This window comes from Streptomyces sp. NPDC060027 (assembly GCF_042737005.1).
In the GTDB taxonomy this organism is placed as follows: Bacteria; Actinomycetota; Actinomycetes; order Streptomycetales; family Streptomycetaceae; genus Streptomyces.
The window spans coordinates 1-23,136 of record NZ_JBHWVI010000142.1 but is presented as its reverse complement, the minus strand read 5'-3'; the positions used below and the strand labels follow the sequence as shown (position 1 = coordinate 23,136).

26 protein-coding genes and 3 pseudogenes are annotated in these 23,136 nt (G+C 69.7%); 16 read left to right on the top strand and 13 right to left on the bottom strand.

What is annotated here, in order from left to right; genetic code table 11:
* Positions 1-1,120 precede the first annotated feature (1,120 nt).
* The 8 genes from ACFWBT_RS28950 to ACFWBT_RS28915 are packed head-to-tail and all read left to right on the top strand — an operon-like array spanning position 1,121 to position 8,520.
* Positions 1,121-1,909: a GntR family transcriptional regulator gene (locus tag ACFWBT_RS28950; RefSeq protein WP_385705643.1), complete on the top strand. Its 789-nt coding sequence runs from the start codon at positions 1,121-1,123 to the stop codon at positions 1,907-1,909.
* A 40-nt stretch (positions 1,910-1,949) separates the two neighbouring features.
* Positions 1,950-2,177, top strand: coding sequence for a ferredoxin family protein (locus tag ACFWBT_RS28945; protein WP_385705641.1), 228 nt, complete (start codon positions 1,950-1,952; stop codon positions 2,175-2,177).
* Positions 2,178-2,193: 16 nt separating this feature from the next.
* The gene (locus ACFWBT_RS28940; RefSeq protein ID WP_385705639.1) at positions 2,194-3,537 is read left to right on the top strand and encodes an ABC transporter substrate-binding protein; all 1,344 of its coding nucleotides are present in this window, start codon (positions 2,194-2,196) and stop codon (positions 3,535-3,537) included.
* On the top strand, positions 3,534-4,451 hold the full coding sequence (locus ACFWBT_RS28935) for an ABC transporter permease (RefSeq protein WP_385705637.1): 918 nt from the start codon (positions 3,534-3,536) through the stop codon (positions 4,449-4,451). The genes ACFWBT_RS28940 and ACFWBT_RS28935 overlap by 4 nt, the downstream gene beginning before the upstream one ends.
* The gene (locus ACFWBT_RS28930; RefSeq protein ID WP_385705635.1) at positions 4,435-5,202 is read left to right on the top strand and encodes an ABC transporter ATP-binding protein; all 768 of its coding nucleotides are present in this window, start codon (positions 4,435-4,437) and stop codon (positions 5,200-5,202) included. Before ACFWBT_RS28935 ends, ACFWBT_RS28930 begins: the two co-directional genes overlap by 17 nt.
* Positions 5,203-5,213: 11 nt before the next feature.
* Positions 5,214-7,997: a fumarate reductase/succinate dehydrogenase flavoprotein subunit gene (locus ACFWBT_RS28925; protein ID WP_385705633.1), complete on the top strand. Its 2,784-nt coding sequence runs from the start codon at positions 5,214-5,216 to the stop codon at positions 7,995-7,997.
* A gap of 17 nt (positions 7,998-8,014) precedes the next feature.
* Positions 8,015-8,194, top strand: a complete 180-nt coding sequence (locus tag ACFWBT_RS28920; RefSeq protein WP_385705631.1) for a hypothetical protein — start codon at positions 8,015-8,017, stop codon at positions 8,192-8,194.
* A 14-nt stretch (positions 8,195-8,208) separates the two neighbouring features.
* Positions 8,209-8,520: a hypothetical protein gene (locus ACFWBT_RS28915; RefSeq protein ID WP_385705629.1), complete on the top strand. Its 312-nt coding sequence runs from the start codon at positions 8,209-8,211 to the stop codon at positions 8,518-8,520.
* Between the two features lie 53 nt (positions 8,521-8,573).
* Here ACFWBT_RS28915 and ACFWBT_RS28910 read toward each other — a convergent pair whose 3' ends face one another.
* Together ACFWBT_RS28910 and ACFWBT_RS28905 are read right to left on the bottom strand one after the other, a co-directional pair.
* The gene (locus tag ACFWBT_RS28910; protein ID WP_385705649.1) at positions 8,574-9,416 is read right to left on the bottom strand and encodes a zinc-binding dehydrogenase; all 843 of its coding nucleotides are present in this window, start codon (positions 9,414-9,416) and stop codon (positions 8,574-8,576) included.
* 220 nt (positions 9,417-9,636) lie between these two features.
* Positions 9,637-10,002, bottom strand: a complete 366-nt coding sequence (locus ACFWBT_RS28905; RefSeq protein ID WP_385705628.1) for a MerR family transcriptional regulator — start codon at positions 10,000-10,002, stop codon at positions 9,637-9,639.
* Positions 10,003-10,205: 203 nt separating this feature from the next.
* On the opposite strand from ACFWBT_RS28905, the pseudogene ACFWBT_RS28900 reads away from it, so the two are divergent.
* The 3 genes and pseudogenes from ACFWBT_RS28900 to ACFWBT_RS28890 all read left to right on the top strand — a co-directional run.
* Positions 10,206-10,340: pseudogene (locus ACFWBT_RS28900) on the top strand (class II aldolase/adducin family protein); the annotation flags it as partial.
* Between the two features lie 268 nt (positions 10,341-10,608).
* Entirely contained in the window at positions 10,609-11,817 is a 1,209-nt protein-coding gene (locus tag ACFWBT_RS28895; RefSeq protein ID WP_385705627.1) for a S8 family peptidase, read from the top strand.
* A 230-nt stretch (positions 11,818-12,047) separates the two neighbouring features.
* Entirely contained in the window at positions 12,048-12,203 is a 156-nt protein-coding gene (locus tag ACFWBT_RS28890; RefSeq protein ID WP_385705625.1) for a hypothetical protein, read from the top strand.
* A 348-nt stretch (positions 12,204-12,551) separates the two neighbouring features.
* Here the strand turns inward: ACFWBT_RS28890 and ACFWBT_RS28885 are convergent, their stop codons facing one another.
* From ACFWBT_RS28885 to ACFWBT_RS28860, 6 genes and pseudogenes are all read right to left on the bottom strand, one after another.
* Positions 12,552-13,346 carry a SigB/SigF/SigG family RNA polymerase sigma factor gene (locus tag ACFWBT_RS28885; protein WP_385705624.1) on the bottom strand — a complete coding sequence of 265 codons (795 nt, stop codon included), beginning with the start codon at positions 13,344-13,346 and terminating at the stop codon, positions 12,552-12,554.
* Positions 13,347-13,860: 514 nt separating this feature from the next.
* Positions 13,861-14,019: pseudogene (locus ACFWBT_RS28880) on the bottom strand (GNAT family N-acetyltransferase); the annotation flags it as partial.
* A gap of 17 nt (positions 14,020-14,036) precedes the next feature.
* Positions 14,037-14,486, bottom strand: a complete 450-nt coding sequence (locus ACFWBT_RS28875; RefSeq protein ID WP_385705622.1) for a hypothetical protein — start codon at positions 14,484-14,486, stop codon at positions 14,037-14,039.
* 49 nt (positions 14,487-14,535) lie between these two features.
* On the bottom strand, positions 14,536-15,642 hold the full coding sequence (locus ACFWBT_RS28870; protein ID WP_385705620.1) for an iron-containing redox enzyme family protein: 1,107 nt from the start codon (positions 15,640-15,642) through the stop codon (positions 14,536-14,538).
* Complete coding sequence (locus ACFWBT_RS28865) at positions 15,642-15,860, bottom strand: CDGSH iron-sulfur domain-containing protein (protein ID WP_385705647.1); 219 nt, start codon at positions 15,858-15,860, stop codon at positions 15,642-15,644. The genes ACFWBT_RS28870 and ACFWBT_RS28865 overlap by 1 nt, the downstream gene beginning before the upstream one ends.
* 61 nt (positions 15,861-15,921) lie before the next feature.
* Positions 15,922-16,602, bottom strand: a complete 681-nt coding sequence (locus ACFWBT_RS28860) for a HemK2/MTQ2 family protein methyltransferase (RefSeq protein ID WP_385705618.1) — start codon at positions 16,600-16,602, stop codon at positions 15,922-15,924.
* A gap of 402 nt (positions 16,603-17,004) precedes the next feature.
* Between ACFWBT_RS28860 and ACFWBT_RS28855 the strand changes: the two genes are divergently transcribed.
* From ACFWBT_RS28855 to ACFWBT_RS28835, 5 genes and pseudogenes are all read left to right on the top strand, one after another.
* Complete coding sequence (locus tag ACFWBT_RS28855; RefSeq protein ID WP_385705616.1) at positions 17,005-17,262, top strand: hypothetical protein; 258 nt, start codon at positions 17,005-17,007, stop codon at positions 17,260-17,262.
* A gap of 68 nt (positions 17,263-17,330) precedes the next feature.
* Positions 17,331-17,711, top strand: a pseudogene (locus tag ACFWBT_RS28850) (PAS domain-containing protein); the annotation flags it as partial.
* Between the two features lie 102 nt (positions 17,712-17,813).
* Complete coding sequence (locus tag ACFWBT_RS28845) at positions 17,814-18,524, top strand: PP2C family protein-serine/threonine phosphatase (RefSeq protein WP_385705645.1); 711 nt, start codon at positions 17,814-17,816, stop codon at positions 18,522-18,524.
* 169 nt (positions 18,525-18,693) lie between these two features.
* Positions 18,694-19,806, top strand: a complete 1,113-nt coding sequence (locus tag ACFWBT_RS28840) for an AI-2E family transporter (RefSeq protein WP_385705614.1) — start codon at positions 18,694-18,696, stop codon at positions 19,804-19,806.
* Between the two features lie 592 nt (positions 19,807-20,398).
* Positions 20,399-20,980 (top strand): dihydrofolate reductase family protein, encoded by a 582-nt coding sequence (locus ACFWBT_RS28835; RefSeq protein ID WP_385705612.1) that lies wholly within the window; start codon positions 20,399-20,401, stop codon positions 20,978-20,980.
* 175 nt (positions 20,981-21,155) lie between these two features.
* Here ACFWBT_RS28835 and ACFWBT_RS28830 read toward each other — a convergent pair whose 3' ends face one another.
* The 5 genes from ACFWBT_RS28830 to ACFWBT_RS28810 all read right to left on the bottom strand — a co-directional run.
* Entirely contained in the window at positions 21,156-21,434 is a 279-nt protein-coding gene (locus tag ACFWBT_RS28830) for a gas vesicle protein K (RefSeq protein ID WP_266765149.1), read from the bottom strand.
* Positions 21,431-21,658: a gas vesicle protein gene (locus ACFWBT_RS28825; RefSeq protein WP_385705610.1), complete on the bottom strand. Its 228-nt coding sequence runs from the start codon at positions 21,656-21,658 to the stop codon at positions 21,431-21,433. Before ACFWBT_RS28825 ends, ACFWBT_RS28830 begins: the two co-directional genes overlap by 4 nt.
* 3 nt (positions 21,659-21,661) lie before the next feature.
* The gene (locus ACFWBT_RS28820; protein WP_385705608.1) at positions 21,662-22,474 is read right to left on the bottom strand and encodes a GvpL/GvpF family gas vesicle protein; all 813 of its coding nucleotides are present in this window, start codon (positions 22,472-22,474) and stop codon (positions 21,662-21,664) included.
* A 61-nt stretch (positions 22,475-22,535) separates the two neighbouring features.
* Complete coding sequence (locus tag ACFWBT_RS28815) at positions 22,536-22,859, bottom strand: gas vesicle protein (RefSeq protein ID WP_385705606.1); 324 nt, start codon at positions 22,857-22,859, stop codon at positions 22,536-22,538.
* Positions 22,852-23,136, bottom strand: a 285-nt coding sequence (locus ACFWBT_RS28810) for a hypothetical protein (protein ID WP_385705604.1), incomplete at its 5' end; no start/stop codon positions are given. The genes ACFWBT_RS28815 and ACFWBT_RS28810, both read right to left, overlap by 8 nt.

The window sequence follows — 23,136 nt, the reverse complement described above, 5'->3', positions numbered from 1 at the left end:
CGAGTGGTGTCCACACCCCGCTGCGCGGCTTCACCGCCGACGTCGCCGACGACCACTCCGTACGCGCGGCCGTCCAGGCGGCGGCCTCTTGAAGCTGACCTCGGTCATCGGACGGCCACCTCCAACTCCTTGGTGCGGTGCGGGGCGTCACCGACGACCGCGCCGCTACGGCCCGTGAGTTTGCGGATGGTCGGAGGCATGAGAGGCCCCTCTCGAGGGTTTGGGCGCACCAGGTGCTGAGGAGTCGGAGTGAACGGGTGACGACGGCGATGAACGGCCACGAAGCCGGTACCCGGTCCGGTCGCGGACGCGAGGACCTCGACGACTGCGCGGGGCGTACCGGACGAGGGTCAGGCTGTGTGGTGACGAGTCGTGCTGCCGGGCCGGCCGGTGTGCGCCGTCCGGGATGTGCTGCGGAAGTCCCGCCCGGCCCACGCCACTTGCACGAGGTGCCCTTGGCCCGTAACTGACGGCCCATCCCCGCGCCCACCTTGAGCTGCGCCGCACCCACTTCTCCCCAGGGAGAGGGAGCAGGAGCGCGGCGAGGAGCGCGGGGGGAAGAAGAGGGCAGTCATGCGGCGGACACCGCGGTACCCCGGGAGACACCGCTGCGGCGGCATCGCACCGCAGCTTGCGAGGTCAGGCCTTCGGAGCGGATCGACGGCTGCCGAGGACCGCTTCGCGGATCAGCTGCGCGCCTTGAGGGTCAACGACAACAGAACGCGCTGGAGACGTGCGCCAGGTCGATGTGGCGCCTCCGAGTCAAATCCACGCGCGGCTTCATGGAACGTGAGTTGAGCAGACACCCGCACGGTCGGTCAACAAGTTTCGGACAGGTCTCACATTGCGGAAACGTGGAACCGGCCCGCTCTGGAGACCGAAGTCGAGGACGGCGGCACATGGCAGACGGCCCCTGCGCCGAGGGTGCGGAGGTCGGCGCCCGCTCCGCTGCGGGTCGCGTCCCGCAGCGCCCCGCGCCCCTCCCCCGGACCGGCAGCAGCTGGCACATCTCCCCACCGGCCGCCGGAAACCCCAGGTCAGTGGCGTGTTTGGTCAGGCATCAGGTGGCGCAACACTTCAGCAACACGACTATCCCTATCGGATCGCTAGGGTTCGACCCGTGCCTCCCACCGACCGCATCCGAGACCACGCCGGCCAGGGCGCGACCACCGTCGCCGCCCACCGAGCGCGGCGCCGACTGCGCGCCGATCAGGCCCGGCAGCTTGCCGACCTCCTCCGCCACCAACTCCTCACCGGCGGCTTCCCCACCGGCACGCTGCCGCACGAGTCGACCCTCGCCGCGGACTACCGGGCTTCCCGCAACACCGTCCGCCAGGCCCTCGACCTCCTGCGGGCCGAAGGCCTCGTCGAACGCCAACCCGGCGTCGGCACGGTGGTCGTCGCCCGGAAGTACCCCCACGGCCTCGACCGCCTGATGGGCCTCGCCGAAACCCTCCGTGAACACGGCCGGGTCACCAACGAGGTCCGTACGGTGGGCCCCGCCCCGGCACCCGCCCCCGTCGCCGAGCGCCTTCATGTCCCGCCCGGCACAGACGTCCTCTACATCGAACGCCTGCGCCGCCTGGGTGGCCTCCCCCTGTCTCTCGACCTCACCTACATCCCCCTGGATATCGGCAGCGCCCTGCTCGGCGCCGACCTCGAGAACACCGACGTCTTCCGTCTCCTGGAAGCCATCACCGGCCGGCCCCTCGGTCACGCCGAGATCACCCTGGAGGCGGTCACGGCCGACGCCCACTCCGCCGCCGTGCTCGAAGCCCCGCGCGGCGCGGCCGTCCTCATGCTGGAACGGCTCACGCACCTCGCCGACGGCCGCCCGGTCGACCTGGAGTTCATCCGATTCCGCGGCGACCGCATCACGATGAGCGGCCTCCTGCACCGGTCGCTCTGACCTCACCCTTCCCCTCCGCACGACCTTCCAGGAGACAGCCATGCCCTTGGCACCCCAGCGGGCCGACGTGCCCGTGACCATCGACCAGTCGAAGTGCATCGACGGCTGCACGCTCTGCGTGGACATGTGCCCGCTGGACTCCCTCGCCATCGACGACGGCAGCGGCAAGGCGTACATGCACGTCGACGAGTGCTGGTACTGCGGCCCGTGCGCGGCCCGCTGTCCCACCGGAGCCGTCACGGTCAACATGCCCTACCTGCTCCGGTGAGAGGCCCTGAACTCCCATGAAATACACAGCAGTTGCCGCAAGCACTCTCCTTCTCCTCTCCCTCACGGCCTGCGGCGGCAACGCCGCGGCGGGAGGCGACGGCTCCACCGTCACCGTCACCGTCGGCTACCAGTCCAAGACCATCAACACGGTCACGGCCGGCACCCTCCTGCGGTCCCTCGGCTATTTCGAGAAGGACCTCAACGCCCTCCACGACGGCCACACCTACAAGGTCGACTGGCAGGACTACGCCACCGGTGCCCCCATCACCGCCCAGATGACCGCCGGGAAGATCGACATCGGCTCGATGGGTGACTTCCCTCTTCTGATCAACGCGGCCCGGGGCAAGCAACTCGGCCGCCCCACCCACCTCGTCTCGGTCACCGGCTACAACCTCCGCGGTGGCCTCAACACCATCGTCACCGCCCCCGACTCCCAGCTCGGCTCCCTCGCGGACCTCAAGGGCAAGAAGGTCTCGACGAGCATCGGCTCGGCCGCCGACGGCACACTCATCCGTGCCCTGCAACGCGCCGGCATCGACCCCGACGAGGACATCCAGAAACTCAACCAGCAACCGGCGGTGGGGGCGTCAGCCCTCTCCGGGGGCAGCGCGGACGCGCTGTCGCAGTTCGTCGCCTGGCCGGGCCTGCTCGCCTACCAGGGCAAGGCCAAGGCCCTGTACGACGGGGCCCAGTTGAACCTGCCGACCTTCCACGGTGTCACCGCGCGCGAGGAGTTCGCCAAGAAGCGGCCCGCCGTCCTGGAAGCCTTCCTCAAGGCGCAGGCAGAGGCGACGGACTATCTCAACGCCCACCCCGCCCCCGCCGCCGAGAAGGTCGCCGAGGCCACCGGCCTGCCCGCCGAGGTCGTCTACCTCTACAACGGCGCCCACGGCATCGCCACCTTCGCTCCGGCGATCAAACCGCAGCTCGTCTCCGCCCTGAAGCAGGACGTGTCGATCCTCAGGTCGGCGAAGCTCACCGGCGACGTGGACGTGGACGCCTTCGTCGACGACCGGTACGTCAGGAGGGCCCTCGGACCCGCCTACGCCGTGCGTCTCGCCGCGACGCCCGCACCGGTCGCGAGCGAGGTGTGGCCGAAGGGCGCCGAGCAGACTCGTACTCTCAAGTCCCCTTCAGCGCTGCTGAGTTACGTCAGTCGGCACAAGGACGCGATCCGCGCCGCCTACGTACCCGACGCCACCACCGGCACCCCGTGGTTCGCCGACAAGGCGGTCTGGGTGACCGACGGTGACCGGCTCCTCCCCTTCGTCACACCGGCGACCGCGAAGGCGTACGTGGCCGAGCACGGCGGCGCCCGCGTCATCACGTACGCCGACGCACTGCGGCGGGCGTCATGACCCCGGACGCGCACCGGGCCGGACGGTTCACGCCCCGGTATCCGCGGCGGGCGGGCCGGTTCGCACTGCGCCTCGGCTCGCTGGCGGCCGCCCTCGGCCTCTGGCAGCTGCTGACCAGCCTGAACGTCGACCTGTGGCTGCGCTTCTCACAGTTCCCCACGGTCGCCGATGTGGCACGCACCTTCACCGAACGCCTGTCCGGCGCCGACTTCTGGACGGACCTCACCGACAGCCTGACCCGCATCCTCACCGGCTTCCTGCTCGCCGCCGTCCTGGGCGTGGCCACGGGTGTGCTCGTCGCCCGCTCCCGCCTCGCCGAGGACCTGCTCGGCCCGCTGCTGGAGGTGATCCGGCCCATCCCGGCCATCGCCCTCGTCCCCGTGGCGATCCTCCTCCTGCCCTCCAACGAACAGGGCATCGTCTTCATCACCTTCACCGCCGCCTTCTTCCCCGTCCTGGTCTCCACCCGGCACTCCGTCCGCGCGCTGACCCCGGTGTGGGAAGAGGCGGTGCGCACCATGGGCGGCGGCCGCCTGAGGATCCTCGGGTCGGTCGTCCTGCCGGGCGCGCTGCCCGGCATCTTCGGCGGCCTGTCGGTCGGCCTCGGCGTCTCGTGGATCTGCGTCATCTCCGCCGAGATGATCTCCGGCCAGTACGGCGTCGGCTACCGCACCTGGCAGGACTACACGATCGTCAACTATCCGGGTGTGTTCGTCGGGATGGTGACGATCGGTGTCCTCGGCTGGGTCACCTCCACGGCCGTGGAGCTCCTGGGCCGTCGCCTGACCCGCTGGCTGCCGCGTACGTCGTACGTGCCCGGGGTGCGGGTCCCGCGGCGGGTGCGCGATGCCGGCACCCCCGTACCCGTAGCACCCAGGACCGAGGAGGACGTGCCCCATGACCAGCTTGTCTGACGTCCGTCCACCGTCGCGCACGGGGGCGGGGCTCGCCCTGCGCGGCGCCACCCTCGGTCGCCCGGGCGCGCCCGTGCTGGACCGGGTGGACCTCGACGTGGCTCCCGGCGAGATCCTCACCGTCGTCGGTCCCTCCGGCTGCGGCAAGTCGACGCTGCTGCGCACGCTGGCCGGGCTGCTGGCTCCCCTCGCCGGAGAGGTCGTCCAGGACACGTGCCGGCTGACGGGCCCTTCCGCCGACCGTGCCCTGATCTTCCAGGAGGACGCTCTCCTGCCCTGGCGCACCTTGCGCGCGAACGTCGAACTGCCGCTCGCCATCGCGGGGTTGCCCCGAGCCGAACGCCGCGCGCAGGCCGAGTCCTGGCTCTCCCGGGTCGGGCTCGCCGAGCAGTCCCGACAGTTGCCGCACCGCGTCTCCGGCGGCCAGCGCCAGCGCGCACAACTGGCCCGCGCCCTGGCGCCGGCGCCGCGCGCCGTCCTCATGGACGAGCCCTTCGGCGCCCTCGACGCCCAGACCCGCGCCGGGATGCAGGATCTGCTGGTGGAGGTGTTGCGGGGCACGGGCGCGACCGTCGTGTTCGTCACCCACGACGTCGACGAGGCGCTGTTCCTCGGGGACCGGGTGGCGCTGCTCGGCTCCGGCCGGCTCGCCGCACTGCGCGCCGTGCCTCGCCCGCGCGACCGCACCGCGCACGACGAACCGGCGCGCGTGGCACTGCGACGCGACGTCCTCTCCTCGCTCGGTACCTGAAAGGCACATCGGTGACCACTCCCGTGAACACCCCCCTGGAGATCCCCGCCCTCGGCGACGCCGAGGAGCTGAGCTGCGACGTCCTCGTCATCGGGGGCGGCACGGCCGGCACCATGGCGGCGCTGACCGCCGCCGAACACGGCGCGCACGTGATCCTGCTGGAGAAGGCCCACGTCCGCCACTCCGGCGCCCTCGCCATGGGCATGGACGGCGTCAACAACGCGGTCGTCCCGGGCCGCGCCGAACCCGACGACTACGTCGCCGAGATCACCCGCGCCAACGACGGCATCGTCGACCAGGCCACCGTCCGCCAGACCGCGACCCGCGGCTTCGCCATGGTGCAGCGCCTCGAGTCGTACGGGGTGAAGTTCGAGAAGGACGAGCACGGCGAGTACGCGGTCCGCCAGGTGCACCGCTCCGGCTCGTACGTGCTGCCCATGCCGGAGGGCAAGGACGTCAAGAAGGTCCTGTACCGGCAGCTGCGCCGGCGTGAGATGCGGGAGCGGATCCGCATCGAGAACCGGGTGATGCCGGTGCGCGTGCTGACAGTGCGGGGGCAGGCCGTGGGGGCGGCGGGATTCAACACGCGTACAGGGCGGTTCGTCACCGTCCGCGCGGGCGCCGTGATCCTGGCGACCGGCGCCTGCGGCCGGCTGGGCCTGCCCGCCTCCGGCTACCTGTACGGCACGTACGAGAACCCGACCAACGCTGGCGACGGCTACGCCATGGCGTACCACGCGGGCGCCGAACTCACCGGCATCGAGTGCTTCCAGATCAACCCGCTGATCAAGGACTACAACGGTCCGGCCTGCGCCTACGTGGCGAACCCCTTCGGCGGCTACCAGGTCAACCGGCACGGCGAACGCTTCGTCGACTCCGACTACTGGTCCGGGCAGATGATGGCCGAGTTCGCGGCCGAGGTGGCGTCCGACCGCGGCCCGGTGTACCTGAAGCTGAGTCACCTGCCGGAGGAGTCGGTCGCGGCACTGGAGTCGATCCTGCACTCGACCGAGCGCCCGACCCGGGGCACGTTCCACTCCGGCCGCGGCCACGACTACCGCACGCACGACATCGAGATGCACATCTCCGAAATCGGTCTGTGCGGCGGCCATTCGGCTTCGGGCGTACGCGTGGACGACCACGCCCGTACGACCGTGCCGCGACTGTACGCCGCCGGAGACCTGGCCTGCGTCCCGCACAACTACATGATCGGCGCGTTCGTGTTCGGCGATCTGGCGGGCGCGGACGCGGCCCGGTACACGGCGTACGAGGGCGAACTGCCGTCCGGCCAGCTGCGCGAGGCTCACGACCTGATCTACCGCCCGCTGCGCAACCCGGACGGCCCGCCGCAGACCCAGGTCGAATACAAGCTGCGCCGCTTCGTGAACGACTACGTGGCCCCGCCGAAGTCCGGCGCCCGACTGTCACTCGCTCTGGAGGCGTTCGAGCGGATGCGCGACGACATCGCGGAGATGGGCGCCCGTACCCCGCACGAGCTGATGCGCTGCGCCGAGGTCACCTTCATCCGCGACTGCGCGGAGATGGCCGCGCGGGCGTCCCTGGCACGCACGGAGTCCCGGTGGGGCCTCTACCACGACCGCCTCGACCACCCTGAGCGCGACGACACCTCCTGGTTCCACCACCTCGACCTGTACAAGTCGCCGTCCGGGGCTATGGAGTTCACCACCCGTCCGGTGGCTCCGTATCTGGTGCCGGTCGACGGTTTCACTCCGGTCGGCGGCCCCTCCCGTCACCTCGGCGAGGTCCACCCTCAGCAGGTGGCGACGGCCGGGGCCCGGGAAGCGGCGCCGGTGACGATGGCGCACGGGACCTCACCGAGCGGCGCGACCGTCCACCGCGCCGCCGCCGCGGACGCGCCGACCACACCGCGCCTCCTCGAACTGATCTCGCTCGCGGAGGAGGAACCCGAACTGGCCTCCGTGGCTCCCTACTTGAGCGACGCCGATCCCACCGTCCGGCGGACCGCCGTCGGTGTCCTGACCGAGACCGTGCCGCCCGGCACCGGACCGGCCCTCGCCGCGGCACTCGTCGACGCCGACGCCGGCGTGCGCGCGGCCGCGGCCGGCTCATTGCGCGAACTCGTCGAGACGCTGCCGCCCGAACCGGCGCTGCGCGACGGCCTCGCCGCCGCCTTGTCCGGAGGAGACCCCATCGTGCGGGCCGCCGCACTGGACGTCCTGCGCGCCCTGCGTCTCGGTGACGCCGCGCTGTTCCGGGACTCGCTGTCGGACTCCGGCATCGCCGTCCGCATCGCGGCCGTGCGTGCGCTCGTGTCGGTCGACGCCACCGCGGAGGTGGCCCGCGCGGCCGGGGACCCGTCCCGCGAGGTCCGCGTCACGATCGCCAAGGCACTGGGCACCACCGCCGCGGGGCAGCCCGGCGACACCACACCGACGGGCCCCGAGCCCGGCGCGGCCCACTCGGCCCTGTCCGAGCTGATCGACGATCCGGACGCCCTGGTGCGTGCGGCCGCCTACGAGGCACTGGGCTCCACCGGCTGCCCGGCACCGCTGGACGCCCGCGCCGTGGCCGCCCTGTCCGATGCGGCCTGGCAGGTCCGGGCCGGCTCCGCCACAGCCCTGTCGTTCGCGGACCCCGGCTTGGCGATCCCGGCGCTGGCCAAGGCCCTCGCCGACCCGAACGCCGACGTACGCAAGGCCGCCGTACTGGCGTTGACCCGGCACCGTACCGCCGAGGACGCCCGCGCGGCCCTGGCCACGGCGACGGCCGACCCGGACGCGGATGTCCGGGCCTACGCGGCCCGAGCGCTGTGACGGCGCCGTGAGGATCAGTGAAGTCGCGCGACGCGCGGTTCGACGACGAAGGCGGTTCGCCACCCCGGGTCGTCGGGTTGATCACTCCTGACCGGCTCGCCGACGGCTACCGGCACCGCTCCGAGGACGACGAACCGGGCGGCGCGGGGAGTCGGTCGGCGGGCGCGCCGCGCGGGCGGATCAGCCCGCTCTCGTAGGCCAGGATGGTCGCTTGCACCCGGTCCCGGCCCTCGCGGCCTCCCTTCTCGCCGCCTCCAACGAACCTCCCCTGTGGGTCTATCTGTTGGCCTGCATGGGCTCGTGGCCCGCGAGCAGCGCCCTCCTCGACGCGTCCGTCTTCGCCTCCACCGTCGGGAACAGCGCCGTCGGCGAGTGGGCGGTGCGGCTCGCCGTCACCTCCGCGGCCACGGCTGTGTTGAGCTTCGGCGTCGACAAGGACGGTCGCGGGTCCCACGACCGCACCACCGACGGCCCCGCGTCCCCTGACCGACCGACTGAGCGGCGGCCGGCGCGATCCAGGTAGCGTGGCCGCCCTCAAGGCGCGGCGAGGCATCGCGGTGATGCCGCGGGTCTTCCTCAACTCCAGGGATCGAGGGCGAGCTTGCCGCGGGTCCGGCCCGCCTCGAGTTCCCGCAGTACCGTCGGCCCATCCGCCAGCGGGTGGACCTGGGGGGTGCCAGGCGGGTATACGCCCTCGGCGATGAGTGCCTCGATCTCGACGAGCAGTGATCGGTAGATGTCCGGGGCTTCGACCGCCAGCGCGCCGATGTGCAGGCCCTTGATCTGGGCCCGGTGCCGGAATACGAGGTCGTGCGTGGTCAGGGTGGCGTCTCCGGAAGCGGCGCCGAACACGACGACGCGTCCCACGAAGGGTCTGGCGACCGACAGGCTCGTCTCGAAGGTCGTTCTTCCCACGGATTCCAGGACCAGATCGACACCGCCCGTCAGGCGGGTGACCTCCTCGGCCAGGTCGGGACGTGCGCTGTCCAGGACCTCGTCGACACCGAGCGCTCTGACGGTGTCGTGCTTGGCTGGTGACGCCGTGCCGATCACGCGCGCACCGTAATGACGGGCGAGCCGTACGGCGATCTGGCCCACGCCCCCGGCGGCGGCGTGAATGAGCACGGTGTCAGCTGCCTTGATCTCCCCCAACGGCTTCAGTGCCGCCAACGCGGTCACCCCGTTCAGTACCAGGCCGAGAGCCTCGGCGTCCCTCCAACCTGAGGGGACAGGCAGTACGCCCGCGGCCGGCATCGTCATGTACTGCGCGAAGGCACCTGGGCCCATTCCGACGACACGGGTGCCCGTCCTCAACGGGCTCTGGATGCCAGGGCCGACGCCCACGACCTCACCGACGGCTTCGAAGCCCGCCACGTACGGCGCCTGTGGGCCCCCTCCATAGGTGCCACAACTCTGCATGACATCCGCGAAGTTGACACCGGCGGCGCCGACCCGGATCAGGTAGGCGCCGGGCCCAGGGACAGGGAGGCGACGTTCGATCGTGAGGGCCAAGTCCTTCGGCCCTCGGTGGGACCGCTGGACGAGTGCTCGCATTGTCCGCGCGGGGGCAGGGTGCCGCTCGTTGATCTCCATGCACGGAACGTAGAAGTCTCACGCTGGTGTCAAGGTCAAGTGGCGTTCACAGATCCGTGTGGCCGGCGTCGCGCAGGTAGGTGTCGAGTGCCGCCTGCTGCTCGCTGAGAAGGGCGATGCGGGCGGCGAGCCGATCGCGATAGCCGCGTACCTCCAGCAGGAACCGCGCACACTGCCCCCGCGCGTCGACTTCAGGTCCCTCCGTGAGGCGCGTCAAGGGTTCCCTGATCAGCCGCACGGGCAGCCCGGCTTCCAGCAGCGAACGGATGACCAGGACCCGGTCGATGGTGGCCGGGCAGTAGTCGCGGTACCCATTGCCGCAACGACCGGGGACGATCAGTCCCTCGTCCTCGTAGTGCCGCAACGATCTCGCACTCGCGCCGCTGACTCGGGAGGCTTCGCTGATCCTCATACCTGGAGGCAACGTCCGGACGCTCCGCGCTCTTCCAGCCCTCCGCACTCCGAGGCGGGAAAGGGGCGAGCGCCGCGCAGTCACCCCCCAAGCGGCCTCCGGCCGGTCGACCACCTTGCCGGCGGCTCCTCGCTCACGAAACAGGACAACAACTGCTGCGCTCCCGAATGCCGTTCGGCCGGGAGTCACCATCACGGAACCGGGCGCGGGATACGCGGATGCCGGCAGTGGTCCTGGCCGGGCACGGGCTGTACGCGTGGGGCGCCGATCCGCGGCAGGCCCGGCACCGCACGGAAGTCGTCGCATGGCCGCTGGAGTTGGAGCTCACGCGGCGCTGAGCGATGTCGGCCCCGCCACTCGGCCCGGAGCCATCCGATCGACCCATGTCCACGACTGCGTTTTCTTTACACCCACATGACGCTCCATTACGTGCCGTGGACGCGCCATGGCAGGGATATGACAAATGCTGTTTCCCCTTGTTCCCCCGGTCCGCGGTGTTCAACGGTAGGGAAACCGCAGGCGCCGACTCCGGCCCTCCGGCGATGTGTGCAGCGAAGCCCCATCGAGCCCGCACAGCGCGCCACCGATCGAGAAGGAACACTCGCGATGACACTGATCCGTACCACCGGGCGGCTGATCGCCGCGGCGATCACGACGACCCTCACCGCCGCCGCCCTGGGAGCGGGCACCGCGTTACCGGCGCACGCGGCCTCGGCCGAGGGCCGGGTGCTGCACGCCGGGTCGGCCACGGCCGTCGCCGGCAGCTACATCGTCACCCTCAAGAACTCGGCGGGCGTCAAGGCCGCCTCCGCCCCCGGGCGGAACCTGATATCCGGCTACGGCGGCAAGGTGAAGCGCACCTTCGGCTCCGCGCTCAACGGCTACACCGCGACCCTCACCGCCACCGAGGCCCGCAGACTCGCCGCCGACCCGTCCGTCGCCACTGTCGAGCAGGACCAGAAGGTCCACGTCGACGCCACCCAGTCCAACGCCCCGTGGGGACTGGACCGGATCGACCAGGCGGCTCGCCCGCTGAGCGGCACCTACACCTACCCCGACACGGCCGGCGGCGGGGCAACCGTCTACGTCCTGGACACCGGCGTCCGGATCTCCCACGCGGAGATCAGCGGCCGGGCCTCGTACGGCTACGACTTCGTCGACAACGACTCCACCGCCCAGGACGGCTACGGCCACGGAACCCACGTGGCCACCACCGTCGCGGGCAGCACCTACGGGGTCGCCAAGAAGGCCAAGATCGTAGCGGTCCGGGTCCTTGGCAACGACGGTTCCGGCACCACGGCCGGAGTGATCGCCGGGGTCGACTGGATCACCGCCCACCACACCGGCCCGTCCGTGGCCAACGTGTCCCTCGGAGGCAGCGCCAGCACCTCCCTGGACACCGCGGTCAGCAACTCGATCGCCTCCGGCGTGACTTACTCCATCGCGGCAGGCAACTCCGGCGTCAACGCCGCGAACTACTCCCCGGCCCGGGTGAGCAGCGCGATCACCGTCGGTGCCACCACCAGCAGCGACGCCAGGGCCAGCTACTCCAACTACGGCTCCAGGGTTGACCTGTTCGCCCCCGGATCGAACATCACCGCCGGGTGGAACACCTCCGACACCGCCACCTACACCGGGTCGGGCACCTCGTTCGCCGCCCCGCACGTGTCGGGCGCGGCCGCCGTGTATCTCACCAGCCACCCGACGGCCACTCCGGCCGAGGTCGCCAACGCGCTGGTCAGCGGCGCCACATCCAACGTACTGACCGGCATCGGCACCGGTTCGCCCAACAAGCTCCTGAGGCTCGTCGCATAACACCCCGCCGACGCGGACGGTTCGCCCGCCGGGAGCACCATTTCCCGGCGGGAGATCGGCGGATGTCACCGCGCCAGGAGCGCTCGTGATCAGCCAACGCCTCCGGACACCGAGGAGATCGCCTTCATCCACCCGGGGCTTCGAAAGCCGTGTTTGCCTCACAGGAAGGCGGGGACCCGTGAAAAGAAGAGGGGACGCCCGCAGAGGACGTCCCGTCAACGGAGGACGCCATGATCATCCTCGGAGTCATTCTGCTCGTCGTCGGTCTCGTCGCGGGCATTGGAATTCTCTGGACCATCGGGATCATCCTGGTCGCGATCGGAATTGTGCTGTGGGTTCTGGGAGCAGTAGGGCGTGAGGTCGGCGGACGACGACACTACTGGTAGGGAATGTCTGGGCGGCGCCGTTTAAGCGCGTTCGCCGGACCGACAGCAGCGGTGCCCCATGGGGACGGACATCGCGGTGGGCTGCACACCCGCGCCGTGCGCCGCACAACCGCAGCGGTTCAAGTGCGGCCCTCCGTGATTCCCGAGCCGCGGCCCGGCCCTGATCAGCCCGGTAGTCCCGTCCCGGCAATCCCAAGACCGGTGTACTCCCGTCCCGGCATTCCGAAGATGTGCTCCGCCGTTTCGGCCGATCCTTCGCGGGAGCACTCGGCAGCGAGTCCGCGAGCCCGTCGCCGGTTCCCCGAACGGCGAGCTCACCGGCCCGCCGGCCGCGTCCGCTCCCGGAGCCTACGCCGCGTCCGAGAGCACCTCCTCGCGCAGCGACGCGCAGGTGCTGCTGAGCAGACGCGACACATGCATCTGCGAGATGCCGAGCTCCTCCGCGATGCAGCTCTGTGTCATGCCGCGGAAGAACCGCAGGTAGAGGATCGTCCGCTCGCGTTCTGGAAGGGTGCGCAGAGCGGGCTTGACGGCTTCACGGTCGACGACCAGGTCGAAACCGGCATCGGACTCGCCCAGCGCGTCGGACAGGGTGAATCCGTTGTCCCCGCCGGGCAGTTCGGCGTCCAGGGACAGCGTCGCGAAACTGTCCAGGGCTTCCAGACCGGTGCGTACGTCGTCTTCTGTCAGGTGTGCGTACTCGGCGATCTCCGTGACGGTGGGCCGGTGGTCCGAGAGCGTCGGTGCGAGGTCCTTCATGGCGGTGCGCACCCTGTTACGCGCTTCCTGGACCCGGCGCGGCACATGCAGGACCCACATGTGGTCGCGGAAGTGACGCTTGATCTCTCCGACGATGGTCGGGACCGCATAGCTCTCGAACGCGTTGCCCCGGCTCGGTTCGTAGCGGTCGACGGACTTGACCAGGCCCAACGCGGCGACCTGGGTCAGATCTTCGACGGACTCGCCCCGGCCGCGGTACTTGCCGGCGATGCGCTCCGCCATGGGCATCCACGCCCGCACGATCTCGTCACGCAGAGCCTGTCGCTCAGGTCCGTCGGGGAGACCGGCAAAGTGAGCGAACGGGGCGGCGGTGTCGGGGGCGTCGTGATGCGTATGCCGCTTCGTGGTGATCGCAGTGCGCATGGTGCTTACAACTCCCTCAAGGGGTTGCCGTCTGGGCAGAACACCATGGGGCGCACGCACGAGCGACGCGAGACATCGTCTTCCGGAGCTGACCGCTCCCACGGACGTGCCTTCCGTCCGAAGCACTAATGTCGGGATTCCCGCCTTTCGACCCGGTAAACCGATTTCGAAATAGCGTGACGCTGAGGCATCGAACGGTCCTGAAGCGTGATATTTTTCGGGACCAATTCTGCAATTCTGACAATTGCACGCCGGGAATCCCGCAGACCGCTTCAGAGCGGCGATTTCCGTGTTTGAGACCACGGCCCGCACATCCTGATCACGAGCCGCGAGCCGGACGGCGTGAAGGCGTCCTCAAAAACGCTCCGAAAAGCGTTTCTGGCCGATTTCACGAAGAGGTTGCCGAAGTCGAAGAGGTTGCCGAAACCAGTTTCGTGGCAGAGGTCGCCGGAGACGGTTTCGTGGCAAAGGTCGCCGAAGACATGTCGTGGTGGACCATTCGCAGGGCAGCGCCTCACCGCTCGCCGAGCGTCATCCACTTCTCCGGCTTTTCGAGCGGCGCGAATCCCACTTCGGCGTAGACAGCGTGGGCGTCCGCCGTGGCCGGCAACACACGGCGCAGTCCGTAGGGGGCGAGGTGGTTTCCGACGGCAGCCACGAGAGCGGTGCCCAGGTGCGCGAGACCGGGACCTACCTCTCGGGCGGCGGAGGTGTCGCGGTGTGGTGGGGGTGCTGATGGGTGCGGCGGGCCGTTTTGAGGCGAGCCTCCAGGAGGTGTTCCCGCCCGGAGGCCAGTTCGTCGACGAGGTCGCGTTCCACGGCGGCGAAGGGCTGGTAGTAGGTGGAGTTGTAGGCCTCGACGATCTGGAAGGTCCAGTGCCCGGGGATGACATTGCGGCCGACAAGTTCGCGCTCGACCCGGGCGGCGTGTGCCTCGTGGCCCGCCTCGCGCAGCAGCCGGGCGGCTTCGCCGAGCTCGAAGTCCGCCGTGCCGGTCAGCTGGTGGAACCCGTACAGATGGCCGCGGGCCCGCTCCGTGGTCTCCAGAGCCTTCGAGAGCGCCCCCAGGGCGTTCACCGTCTCCTCGTCGACACCCTCGGGTACCTGGTGCGCCGAATCCATCTCGCGATTGCTGTCCATGGTGACTCCCTGCCCGGAAGGTGAGACGGATCCGGTGACGGATCGACGCTCAACGGGGTCCTGTGGTCTGACCTTCATTCCGGCGGGCCTCCTGTCCCGGGCGGGGAGAGGCAGAGGTCGGGCGAAGCACCTGACCCTGTCCGCGGGACTGGGGCGGGATGCGAAGGGCACTGCTCCCGTCCCGCCAGGCAGCGAGGAGCACGGCTCCGAGCCGGTCCTCCAGGAGCGTGGTGGCCTGGACGCCGAAGACGACGTCCCGTTCCAACGCGGGCTCGCTCTCCAGCAGACCGCCCACCACGTCATGGCGCACGACCTGTTCGTGGACCGCGTCCGCCTCGACGTGCTCGTCGTAGAACCGGATGGCGGCCGGCCCGGCACCGATGCGGCGTAGTGCCTTGGCCAGTCGGCGCGAGCCCGGGGAGGACGTCACCTCGACGGCGGCGAAGTGTCCGACGAGCGCGCCCCGCAACGCCCGGTGCAGCCCGAACAGGGACATCAGGTTCACGGTGGCGAGTGCCGCGGCCGGGGCGGCGTCGAGGTAGTGGCCGTATGCCGTCTCCAGGCCGAGGTCGTCCATGAGGTCGGCGAACAGCCTGGCATGGATCTCCTCGGGGCGCCCCGCACCGAATTCGTCGTACTCGACCGCCACCATCGCCGCCTTGGCGCGGCCGTGCAGCCGGGGAATGACCCAGGCGTGCGGGTCCGCCTCTTTGAGGTGGTAGAGCGAGCGCAGCGCCGCATACTCCGCCAACTGGCAAGGTTCGCCCTCGCGTTGCAGATAGTGCGAGACGCTCGTTTCGTCGTGGCCGACCGGCTCGATCTGCAGATCGTCGAGCGCCTCCTGCACCGGGACCGGGCGTGGGACGTCGGCACGCAGAGCGGCGAGAAAGCTTTGTTCGAGTGCGCGGCGCAGGGCGAGAAGGCCGGGGTCCCACTCACGCTCTTCGTCCACGCCCTCGAAACCTTGGTAGTGGAGTTCGTACAACACATACAGCGCGAGCTGCAGATCGTCACCGTAGGGATCGACGCCGGCCGCCCCTTCCGGTCCCGGCACGGGCTGTCCGTGCCGGAGAGCGGAGACGACGCCGGCGGACAGCGGTCCCCGCGGGGTGGGCAGGGGCGGGCTGGACAGTCGGGCCTCTTGTCGGGTGGACATCACTCGGCTCCCTTCGGCCCGGCTGCCTGTTCGGTCTCATCACCGGGCTCGGGTCCGCGGTCAGCGGGCGACCCGACGGGCCCGCTGGTCCCGCCGTCCGGCTTCACACGGCGGCGGTGACTGGTGTCGCACCACGGATAGGTGCGGCTGCGTCGGCAGGTGCAGATGGCCACGGTGAACCGGCGGGAGACAGCGACGCTGCCGTCCTTCCCGATCACCTCGACCGGCCCCTCCACGAGCAGCGGCCCGTCCGGGTCTACCCGGACACGGCGCGGTCGTTCAGGCGTGTTCGGCACGGATGACCACCAGTTCTTCCTCGACCTCGTCGCGGACCAGACCTGTCCGACGCAGCCACGCCAGTCGGGACCGGAGTACCGGCCCGAAGGGCACCATGGCCCTGTCCGTGACCACCGGAGTCATCCCGGCGCGCGTGAGCCGGTCCAGGGTGGCGTCGACACCGCAGAGCCCCGAGTGGACCACGAGCAGTACACCGGTGGGCCGCAGCACCGCGGGGGCGCCATCGCAGATCCGGTCCACCAGAGTTCGGCCGTCGTGTCCCGCGTCCCAGGCCCGGGCGGCGCCTCTGCGCGGGGGGCGGGCATCGGGTGAGGGCACGTAGGGCGGATTGCTGATCACCAGGTCGTACGACCGACCCGCCACCGCGGCCGTGAGGTCGCCGCGCCGCACGGTGACGCGTGCCCGGGCCATCAGGGCGTTGAGGCGCGCGGTCAGCACGGCCCGTCGGGAGATGTCGACAGCCGTCACCCGGGCACCCCGTCTCGCCGCCTCCAACGCCAGGGCACCACTGCCCGTTCCCAGCTCCAGCACCTGGGTGTCGGAGCCCATGTCCTCACGTCTCAGCGCCCGCGCGAGCAGGCGTGTGTCGTACTGGGGCCGGTACACCCCGGGGGGCGCCAGCAGAAAGGGGGGCACCAAGGGGGTGTACGTCTGGGTGGTCACTGACTGCCTCCGATGTCCGGGTACGGCGCGAGACGACCTGGGTCCTCCTGTCGCGCGCCCATGCCGCGTCGGCTGAGGACTCGAGGAGGCGGACGCTTGGTGCGTCCGCGACGACGGGGTTCTGCGGTACAGCCCTCCGTCGAGGCGAGTCCTGTCCCTTTCGGCACTCGGGTCCCGTGGCTCTCTTCGCATCGAGTGCCCCCGGGTCGGCGAACCATACACAGATGGCCCGATTGCGCGTGGTGCATCGATATGATGCATTTCTTCAGGTTTCGGAGCAGTCTGCGAGGATGTCCGTATGGACGTGCGGAGCAGGAACCAGACGGTGACCGGCCGAACCGCCGTCCCCGTTGTGGCGCTCGCGCACGGATTCGGGTGCGACCAGAACCCGAGGCGGCTGTGATGCCACTGCTGGAGCGCGATCTCACCGTGGCGCTGCTCGACCACGTGGGGTCGTGGCGCCCGGATCTGTCCTCCTGGAGGCAGCGGCGCCATCCCACGATCGACGGCTGTCCCGAGGACGTGCTGGAACCCTTCGTGCCCGCGCGGATTCCCGGCAGCGGGCTGATCACGCCGAATGCCGCAAGGCACTGTCAGCGGCTCGCCGCCCCCGAGGAGACCGCTGCCGCGATCGCGGCCTTGCCCGGAGCCGGGCTTTGACCCGCAGGACCGACGACGAGAAGAGCGAGAGTCCGCCCCCTCACTCTCGGCCGATCGGCGACCAGGCCGTGTTCTCCGCGTTGCTGGAGGACAGCGCGGAGGACCTGTACGAACACGCGCCGTGCGGCTACCTCTCCACGACGCTGGACGGTCGCATCGCGAAGATCAACCAGACTCTGCTGAACTGGCTCGGCTACGAGAACAGCGACCTGGTGGGCCGGAGGGATTTCTCCGATCTGCTCACCGTCGGCGGCCGGCTCTACCACGAGACCCATTTCGGCCCATTGCTGCGCCTGCAGGGCGAGATCAGCGGCATCGCCCTGGAACTCAAAACCTCTGACGGCGGCCGGCTGCCGGTTCTGGTGACCTCCATCATGCGCACGGGCAGTGACGGACAGCCGCTGCTGATCCGCACCACTGTTTTCGACGCCCGAGACCGGCGTACCTACGAATCCGAGCTCTTGCGTGCCCGCCAGGAATCGGACCGGGAACGCGAACGCCTGAAGCAACTGAACGCCACACTCCAGAAGACGCTCCTGCCCCCCACCCTGGTGGACGTGCCCGGCCTGGACGTCGCCGCCCACTACCACGTCGCCTCCACCGACGAGGTCGGCGGTGACTTCTACGACCTGTTCCCCCTCGTCTCAGGCACCTGGGGATTCTTCCTGGGCGACGTCTGCGGAAAAGGCGCCGCCGCGGCGGCCGTCACGTCCCTCGCGCGCTACACACTGCGCGCGGCCGCCGTGTACGACCCCGATCCCGCGGCTGTCCTCGCCAACCTCAACACCGTCTTGAATCATGAGGACAACGGCCAGGACCCGCTCTTTTGCACCGTCATCTTCGGTCTGCTCACCCCGGACGGAGACAAGGGCGGCTTCCAGGTCACCCTGGCCGGCGGTGGCCACCCGCCAGCCCTGCTGATGCGTTCCGACGGCCAGGCCGACTACCTGCCGACCCCCGGCGGCCAGCTGATCGGCGTCCTGCCCGACGCCGACATCGCCACCACCACCGTCCGCCTCGACCCCGGCGACACGCTGTTCCTCTACACCGACGGGCTCACCGAAGCCCGCTCCGCCGGCGCCGACGGCCGCTACGGCGACGAAGCCCTGCTGAGGTTCGCCCAGGCACTCGCACCCACTACCGCCGGCGACTCCGTGGCCGCGATTCGGGACCTGCTCGACGCCTTCGGGACCGGCGTGGACGACGACACCGCGGTCCTGGCCTTCAATGTTCCCCGGCACAGCGGCGAAGAGCAGATGTGACCCAGGAACCGACCGTTCACCCCCGCACCACCCCGGCCGGCCCGGTGATCGAGTTGATCGGGGGTACACGACCGCTGGGACACCGTGCCGACTCGGGCCAAGGCCACAGGGGCACTCTCTGGTAAGGAAGGCGGAGTATGACCCGTACGCACGCCCATAGGGTGATCGCATGACTGCCCCATTGAGCTCCACGAAAACCCGTGCCGCGCTGCGCGCGTCCGCGCGCATCTCGGTCGACCTGCTGCTGGTTCTCTTGATGACCGGCGTGGCTCTGTGGGTTGTTGGGCGGATGTGGTCGGTGGTCTGGCCGCTGGTCGTCGCCCTGTTCCTCACCACACTGACCTGGCCTCTCACCCGCTTCCTGCGCCGACGCGGCTGGCGCCCCGCACTCGCCGCCTCAGCAGTGACCGTGCTGTTCCTCGTCGTCGCCCTGGGCGTCGTCGCTCTGATCGCGGTGCCGGTGGCCTCTCAGACCGGTGAGCTGACCGACGGCGTGGTCCAAGGGATCCACAAGGTCCGCGAGTGGGCCGCGGGGCCACCCCTGAACATAGGCGACGACCAGATCTCCAAGACCTCGGACGCCGCGATCAACCGCATTCAGGACAGCGTCGGCAGCGTGGTGACGGCGGTCGTCACGGGCGTGAGCACTGTCGTCAACGGCCTGGTCACTGCCATTCTGGCGCTGTTCCTGATGTTCTTCTTCCTCAAGGACGGTCCGCGGTTCCTGCCGTGGCTCACCCGCCAACTCCCGGGCCGCCTGGCCACGGACGTTCCGACCGTGGCAGCCCGCGGCTGGGACACGTTGAGCGCGTTCGTACGTTCCCAGGCACTCGTCGGCCTGCTCGACGCCGTGCTGATCGGTGCCGGCCTCTGGATCCTGGGAGTCCCGCTGGTCCTCCCGCTGGCCGTTCTGACGTTCGTCACCGCCTTCGTCCCGATCGTGGGCGCCGTCTTCGCCGGCCTCGTCGCGGTCCTCATCACCTTGGTGTCGAACGGCCTGACGGACGCGCTGATCATGCTGGCGATCATCGTCGTGGTGCAGCAACTCGAGGGAAACGTGTTCCAGCCCATGATCCAAAGTCGCGGTCTCGGCCTGCACGCGGCGGTGGTGCTGCTTGCGGTGACGCTCGGCGGCAGTCTGGCCGGTGTCGTCGGGAGCCTGCTCGCCGTACCGGCTGCCGCAATCGTCGCCGTGATCTGGAACTACCTGCGCGAGCAGCTCAGCGACGTGCCCCCACAGACGGAGGCAGAGCTTCAAGGCGGTACCGCCGGCTCCTCATAGCGGGGCCACTCGACCGCGAGAGACGGCCATGCCGTATGCCCACGGACGCACTCGGACTCCTGCATCCGCACGGGACACGAACGCGGCAAGTCCGGTGATCGCTTCTCCCGTGCGGCCCGTGAGCCGCCGACGTGCCTGTTTGAACGAACCGGGCACGGTCACTCGAGAGGTGGGTCCCCGCATCGCCCGGACCCGGCGCTGATCGTTGGGACAACAGCGACCAGCGCCACCGCCGCACCTGACGTCTTTGTCCACACGCCGGAACGCGACGGCAAGTGGCGAGTGGCAACGGCAACGGCGTAATCCCGCCGACCGAATCGATGCTCATCGGCGTCACGCCGAAAGGGCTGGCCCGCACCTACCGCGACCTCGCCGTGGCGCAGGCTACTTCGACCAGGCCCACTTCGGCCACGAGTTCCGGGCGTTCACCGGGCTCAGGCCGACCCGGTACGTCGAAGTCCGGCAGCGGTTCCTGCGCGAACATCCCGGCCACGCGCTGGACGGCCGGCCGCTGCCGGCCCATTGATTTCTTACAAGAGCGGCAGCTCACGACACGCTAATTTGGGAGCACCCCGAAGCAAAGGAGAGCCCCGTGGGCAAGGTCGTCATGTACAGCTCGGTGTCGGTGGACGGCTTCGTCGCGGACGAGAACGACCAGCCCGGACCGCTGTTCGACTGGTTGTCCAACGGTGACGTCCCGTTGGACGAGAGCGGCGAGGTGAAGGTGTCGCAGACGTCCTACGACTACACCCGGCCGTACTGGGACCAGATCGGAGTCACGATCGTCGGCCGCCACGTCTTCGACCTGACGGACGGCTGGGACGGGAAGCCTCCGGGCGGGATCGACCACGTGGTCGTCGTGACGCACCGGCCGGAGCCCAAGGGCTGGGACCCCGAGGCGCCGTTCCACTTCGTCGACGGCGTCGAGGCAGCCGTGGCCAAGGCGCAGGAGCTTGCGGGTGACCGCATGGTCGAGGTCGCCGCTGGCGACGTCGGTGGCCAGGTGCTTGCCGCGGGCCTGATCGACGAGGTGCGCATGGACGTCGTACCCGTGGTGTTCGGGTCCGGCAAGCGCTATTTCGGGTCGGTCCACGCGCAGCACCTGTTGGAGGATCCTGACGTGGTGATTCAGGGCAACCGGGTGCTTCACCTGCGCTATCGGGTGCGCCGTTGACCGATCTGAGCGGGTACGCGAAGAAGTCCACTGCGAACGGTGACACAAGATCGGGCCTCCGGCTGCGTGTGCGCATCGCTGTCGCTGGTCGGGCAGCCGACGCCGATCCAACTGTGAAGAGCCAGTATGACGGGCCAGACCGCACGGTACGCGGAAGCGGGCAGCGTCAGCGTCTTCAGCTTCTGGGCAAAAGGCTCCCGAGCGGGCCGAGGTCGAGGTTGAGGTCTTCCGGACGTACCCCGTGCTGCTCGCAGAGCTCCGCCATCCGCTGGTCGAGCAGCATCAGCGTGGTCCCGATCTCGTCAACCTGCTCGTCGCTGAGGTCACCCTGCTCGACACGGCGAATCGCCTGGCGCTCCATCAGCTGCCGGAGCAGTTCGACCACGGTGAGAACCAGGGCGACGAGGTCGCGCCCCATCTGGTCGGAGTCCAGGTCGAGTCGGGAACCGCTCATAGCGGGCCGCCGTCCGCCCAGGGAGCCGGGACGCGCTCGTTGACGGACGACAGCAGCGCGTGCAGGGACAACCGCACCAGCGGGACGTCAGCGATGGCGATGACCAGATCCCCACTGATCACCACGCCGGTTGCCAGGACGCGGTCCAGCAGATCGACGAGCGGTACCCCGATGGGGCCGCTCAGGGGCCCGGAACCGTCCCAGGGCACCACCTCACGCGTCACGGTCTACACCTCGCCGACGAATGAATAGGGCACCCACGGCCCCGACAGCTCGATGTCCGCTCCCGTGCGTTCCCGCAGTGTCCGTGCCAACAGGGCGAGTTCCTCGGCACGGTGCTCGGCCACCAGATACGTCGCGTTGAGGACCTGGACCCGGCGTTCCCCGGATGGCTGGGCGTGCGGCCGCAACCTGCGGGACGCCGTGGCGAGGCCCCGGACTTCGGTATCCACCGCTTCCGCGGTTCTCAAGGCGTCGTCCTGGCTCCGCTCGCGGCGCTCCTGCGCACCTCGCTTGCGGTTCAGGTAGGCGAGGCCGGCTCCGGGCGCAGGGCGCGATCGGTCGGTGGGCGTGAGATGCCGGACCGGCGCCTGCCCTGTGTCCTCTCTTGGGCAGGGCGGCGCGTAGACCTTCACACCCCATTCGGCGTGGTGCGCGATGCGTTTGAGCGCCACATTGAACCGACCCGCCTCTTTGCCCAGCGCCTCGCGCGCCCTCTCCTCATCGTGGTACAGCGTGGCCATCGGCAGGGGAACTGTCGGGCAGCCAGCCGCGGCCGCAGAGACGACGTCGTGGTGGGCGCGCGCATATCGCTCCAGTTCATATCGGTCGGACAGGCGCGCCTGCCAGACCTCGTCGGTGAAGTCGCTCGCCCGGACGGTCTGGACGATCGCCGTCAGTGTCCCCAGCGACAGTGAGCCCACAGGCGCTTCGTCCGTGACACCTGGCAGCCCGACGACGGCCGAGAGGTCCGGATTCCAGCAGACAGCGAACACGTAGATGGCGTTGGCGCCCGAAGGCACAGGGCCGCGCTCCGTCATGTACCTCGGTTCTCCTTGTTCCTTGCCGGGTTCGGGCGTTGCTGTGGGGCCTTTGATGCCGCTATGTGTCCGCTGCCTCGGATTCGAGTTCCTTCAGCCGCTCGCGCAATTCGCGGTTCTCCTCCTGCAAGGCGTCGCGGGAAGCACGCGAGCTGAGTGCCGGATCATTTTCCCACCAGTCGATTCCGGCCTTCTTCGCGGTGTCCACGGATGCCACGAACAGGCGGAGCCGAATGGTGAGCAGTTCGATGTCCAGGAGATCGATCTTGATGTCCCCGGCGATCACGATGCCTTTGTCCAGAACGCGTTCGAGAATGTCGGCGAGGTTGGTGGTCTGAGGGCCGGAGGCGGGATAGGACTCCCGCCGGAAGTCGACGTCAGTCACGGCCTCGCCTCTGTCCTCTCCTCTTCCTGGGAGCCTCGTCCTCCTCCTCGTCCTCCTCCGTCTCTTCGTCCTCCGTTCCCTCCTCGTCCTCCGTTCCCTCTTCGTCCTCGTCCTCGTCCTCGTACGCGTCCTCCGCCCCCTCCTCGTCCTCGTCCGCGTCCTCGTCCTCCGCCGCTCCTTCGTCCTCGTCCTCGTCCTCGTCCTCGTATGCGGAGTCGGCGCCTTCCTCCGCATCGCCTTCGCCCTCACCCTCGGGCTCCTCGCCCTCGGATTCCTG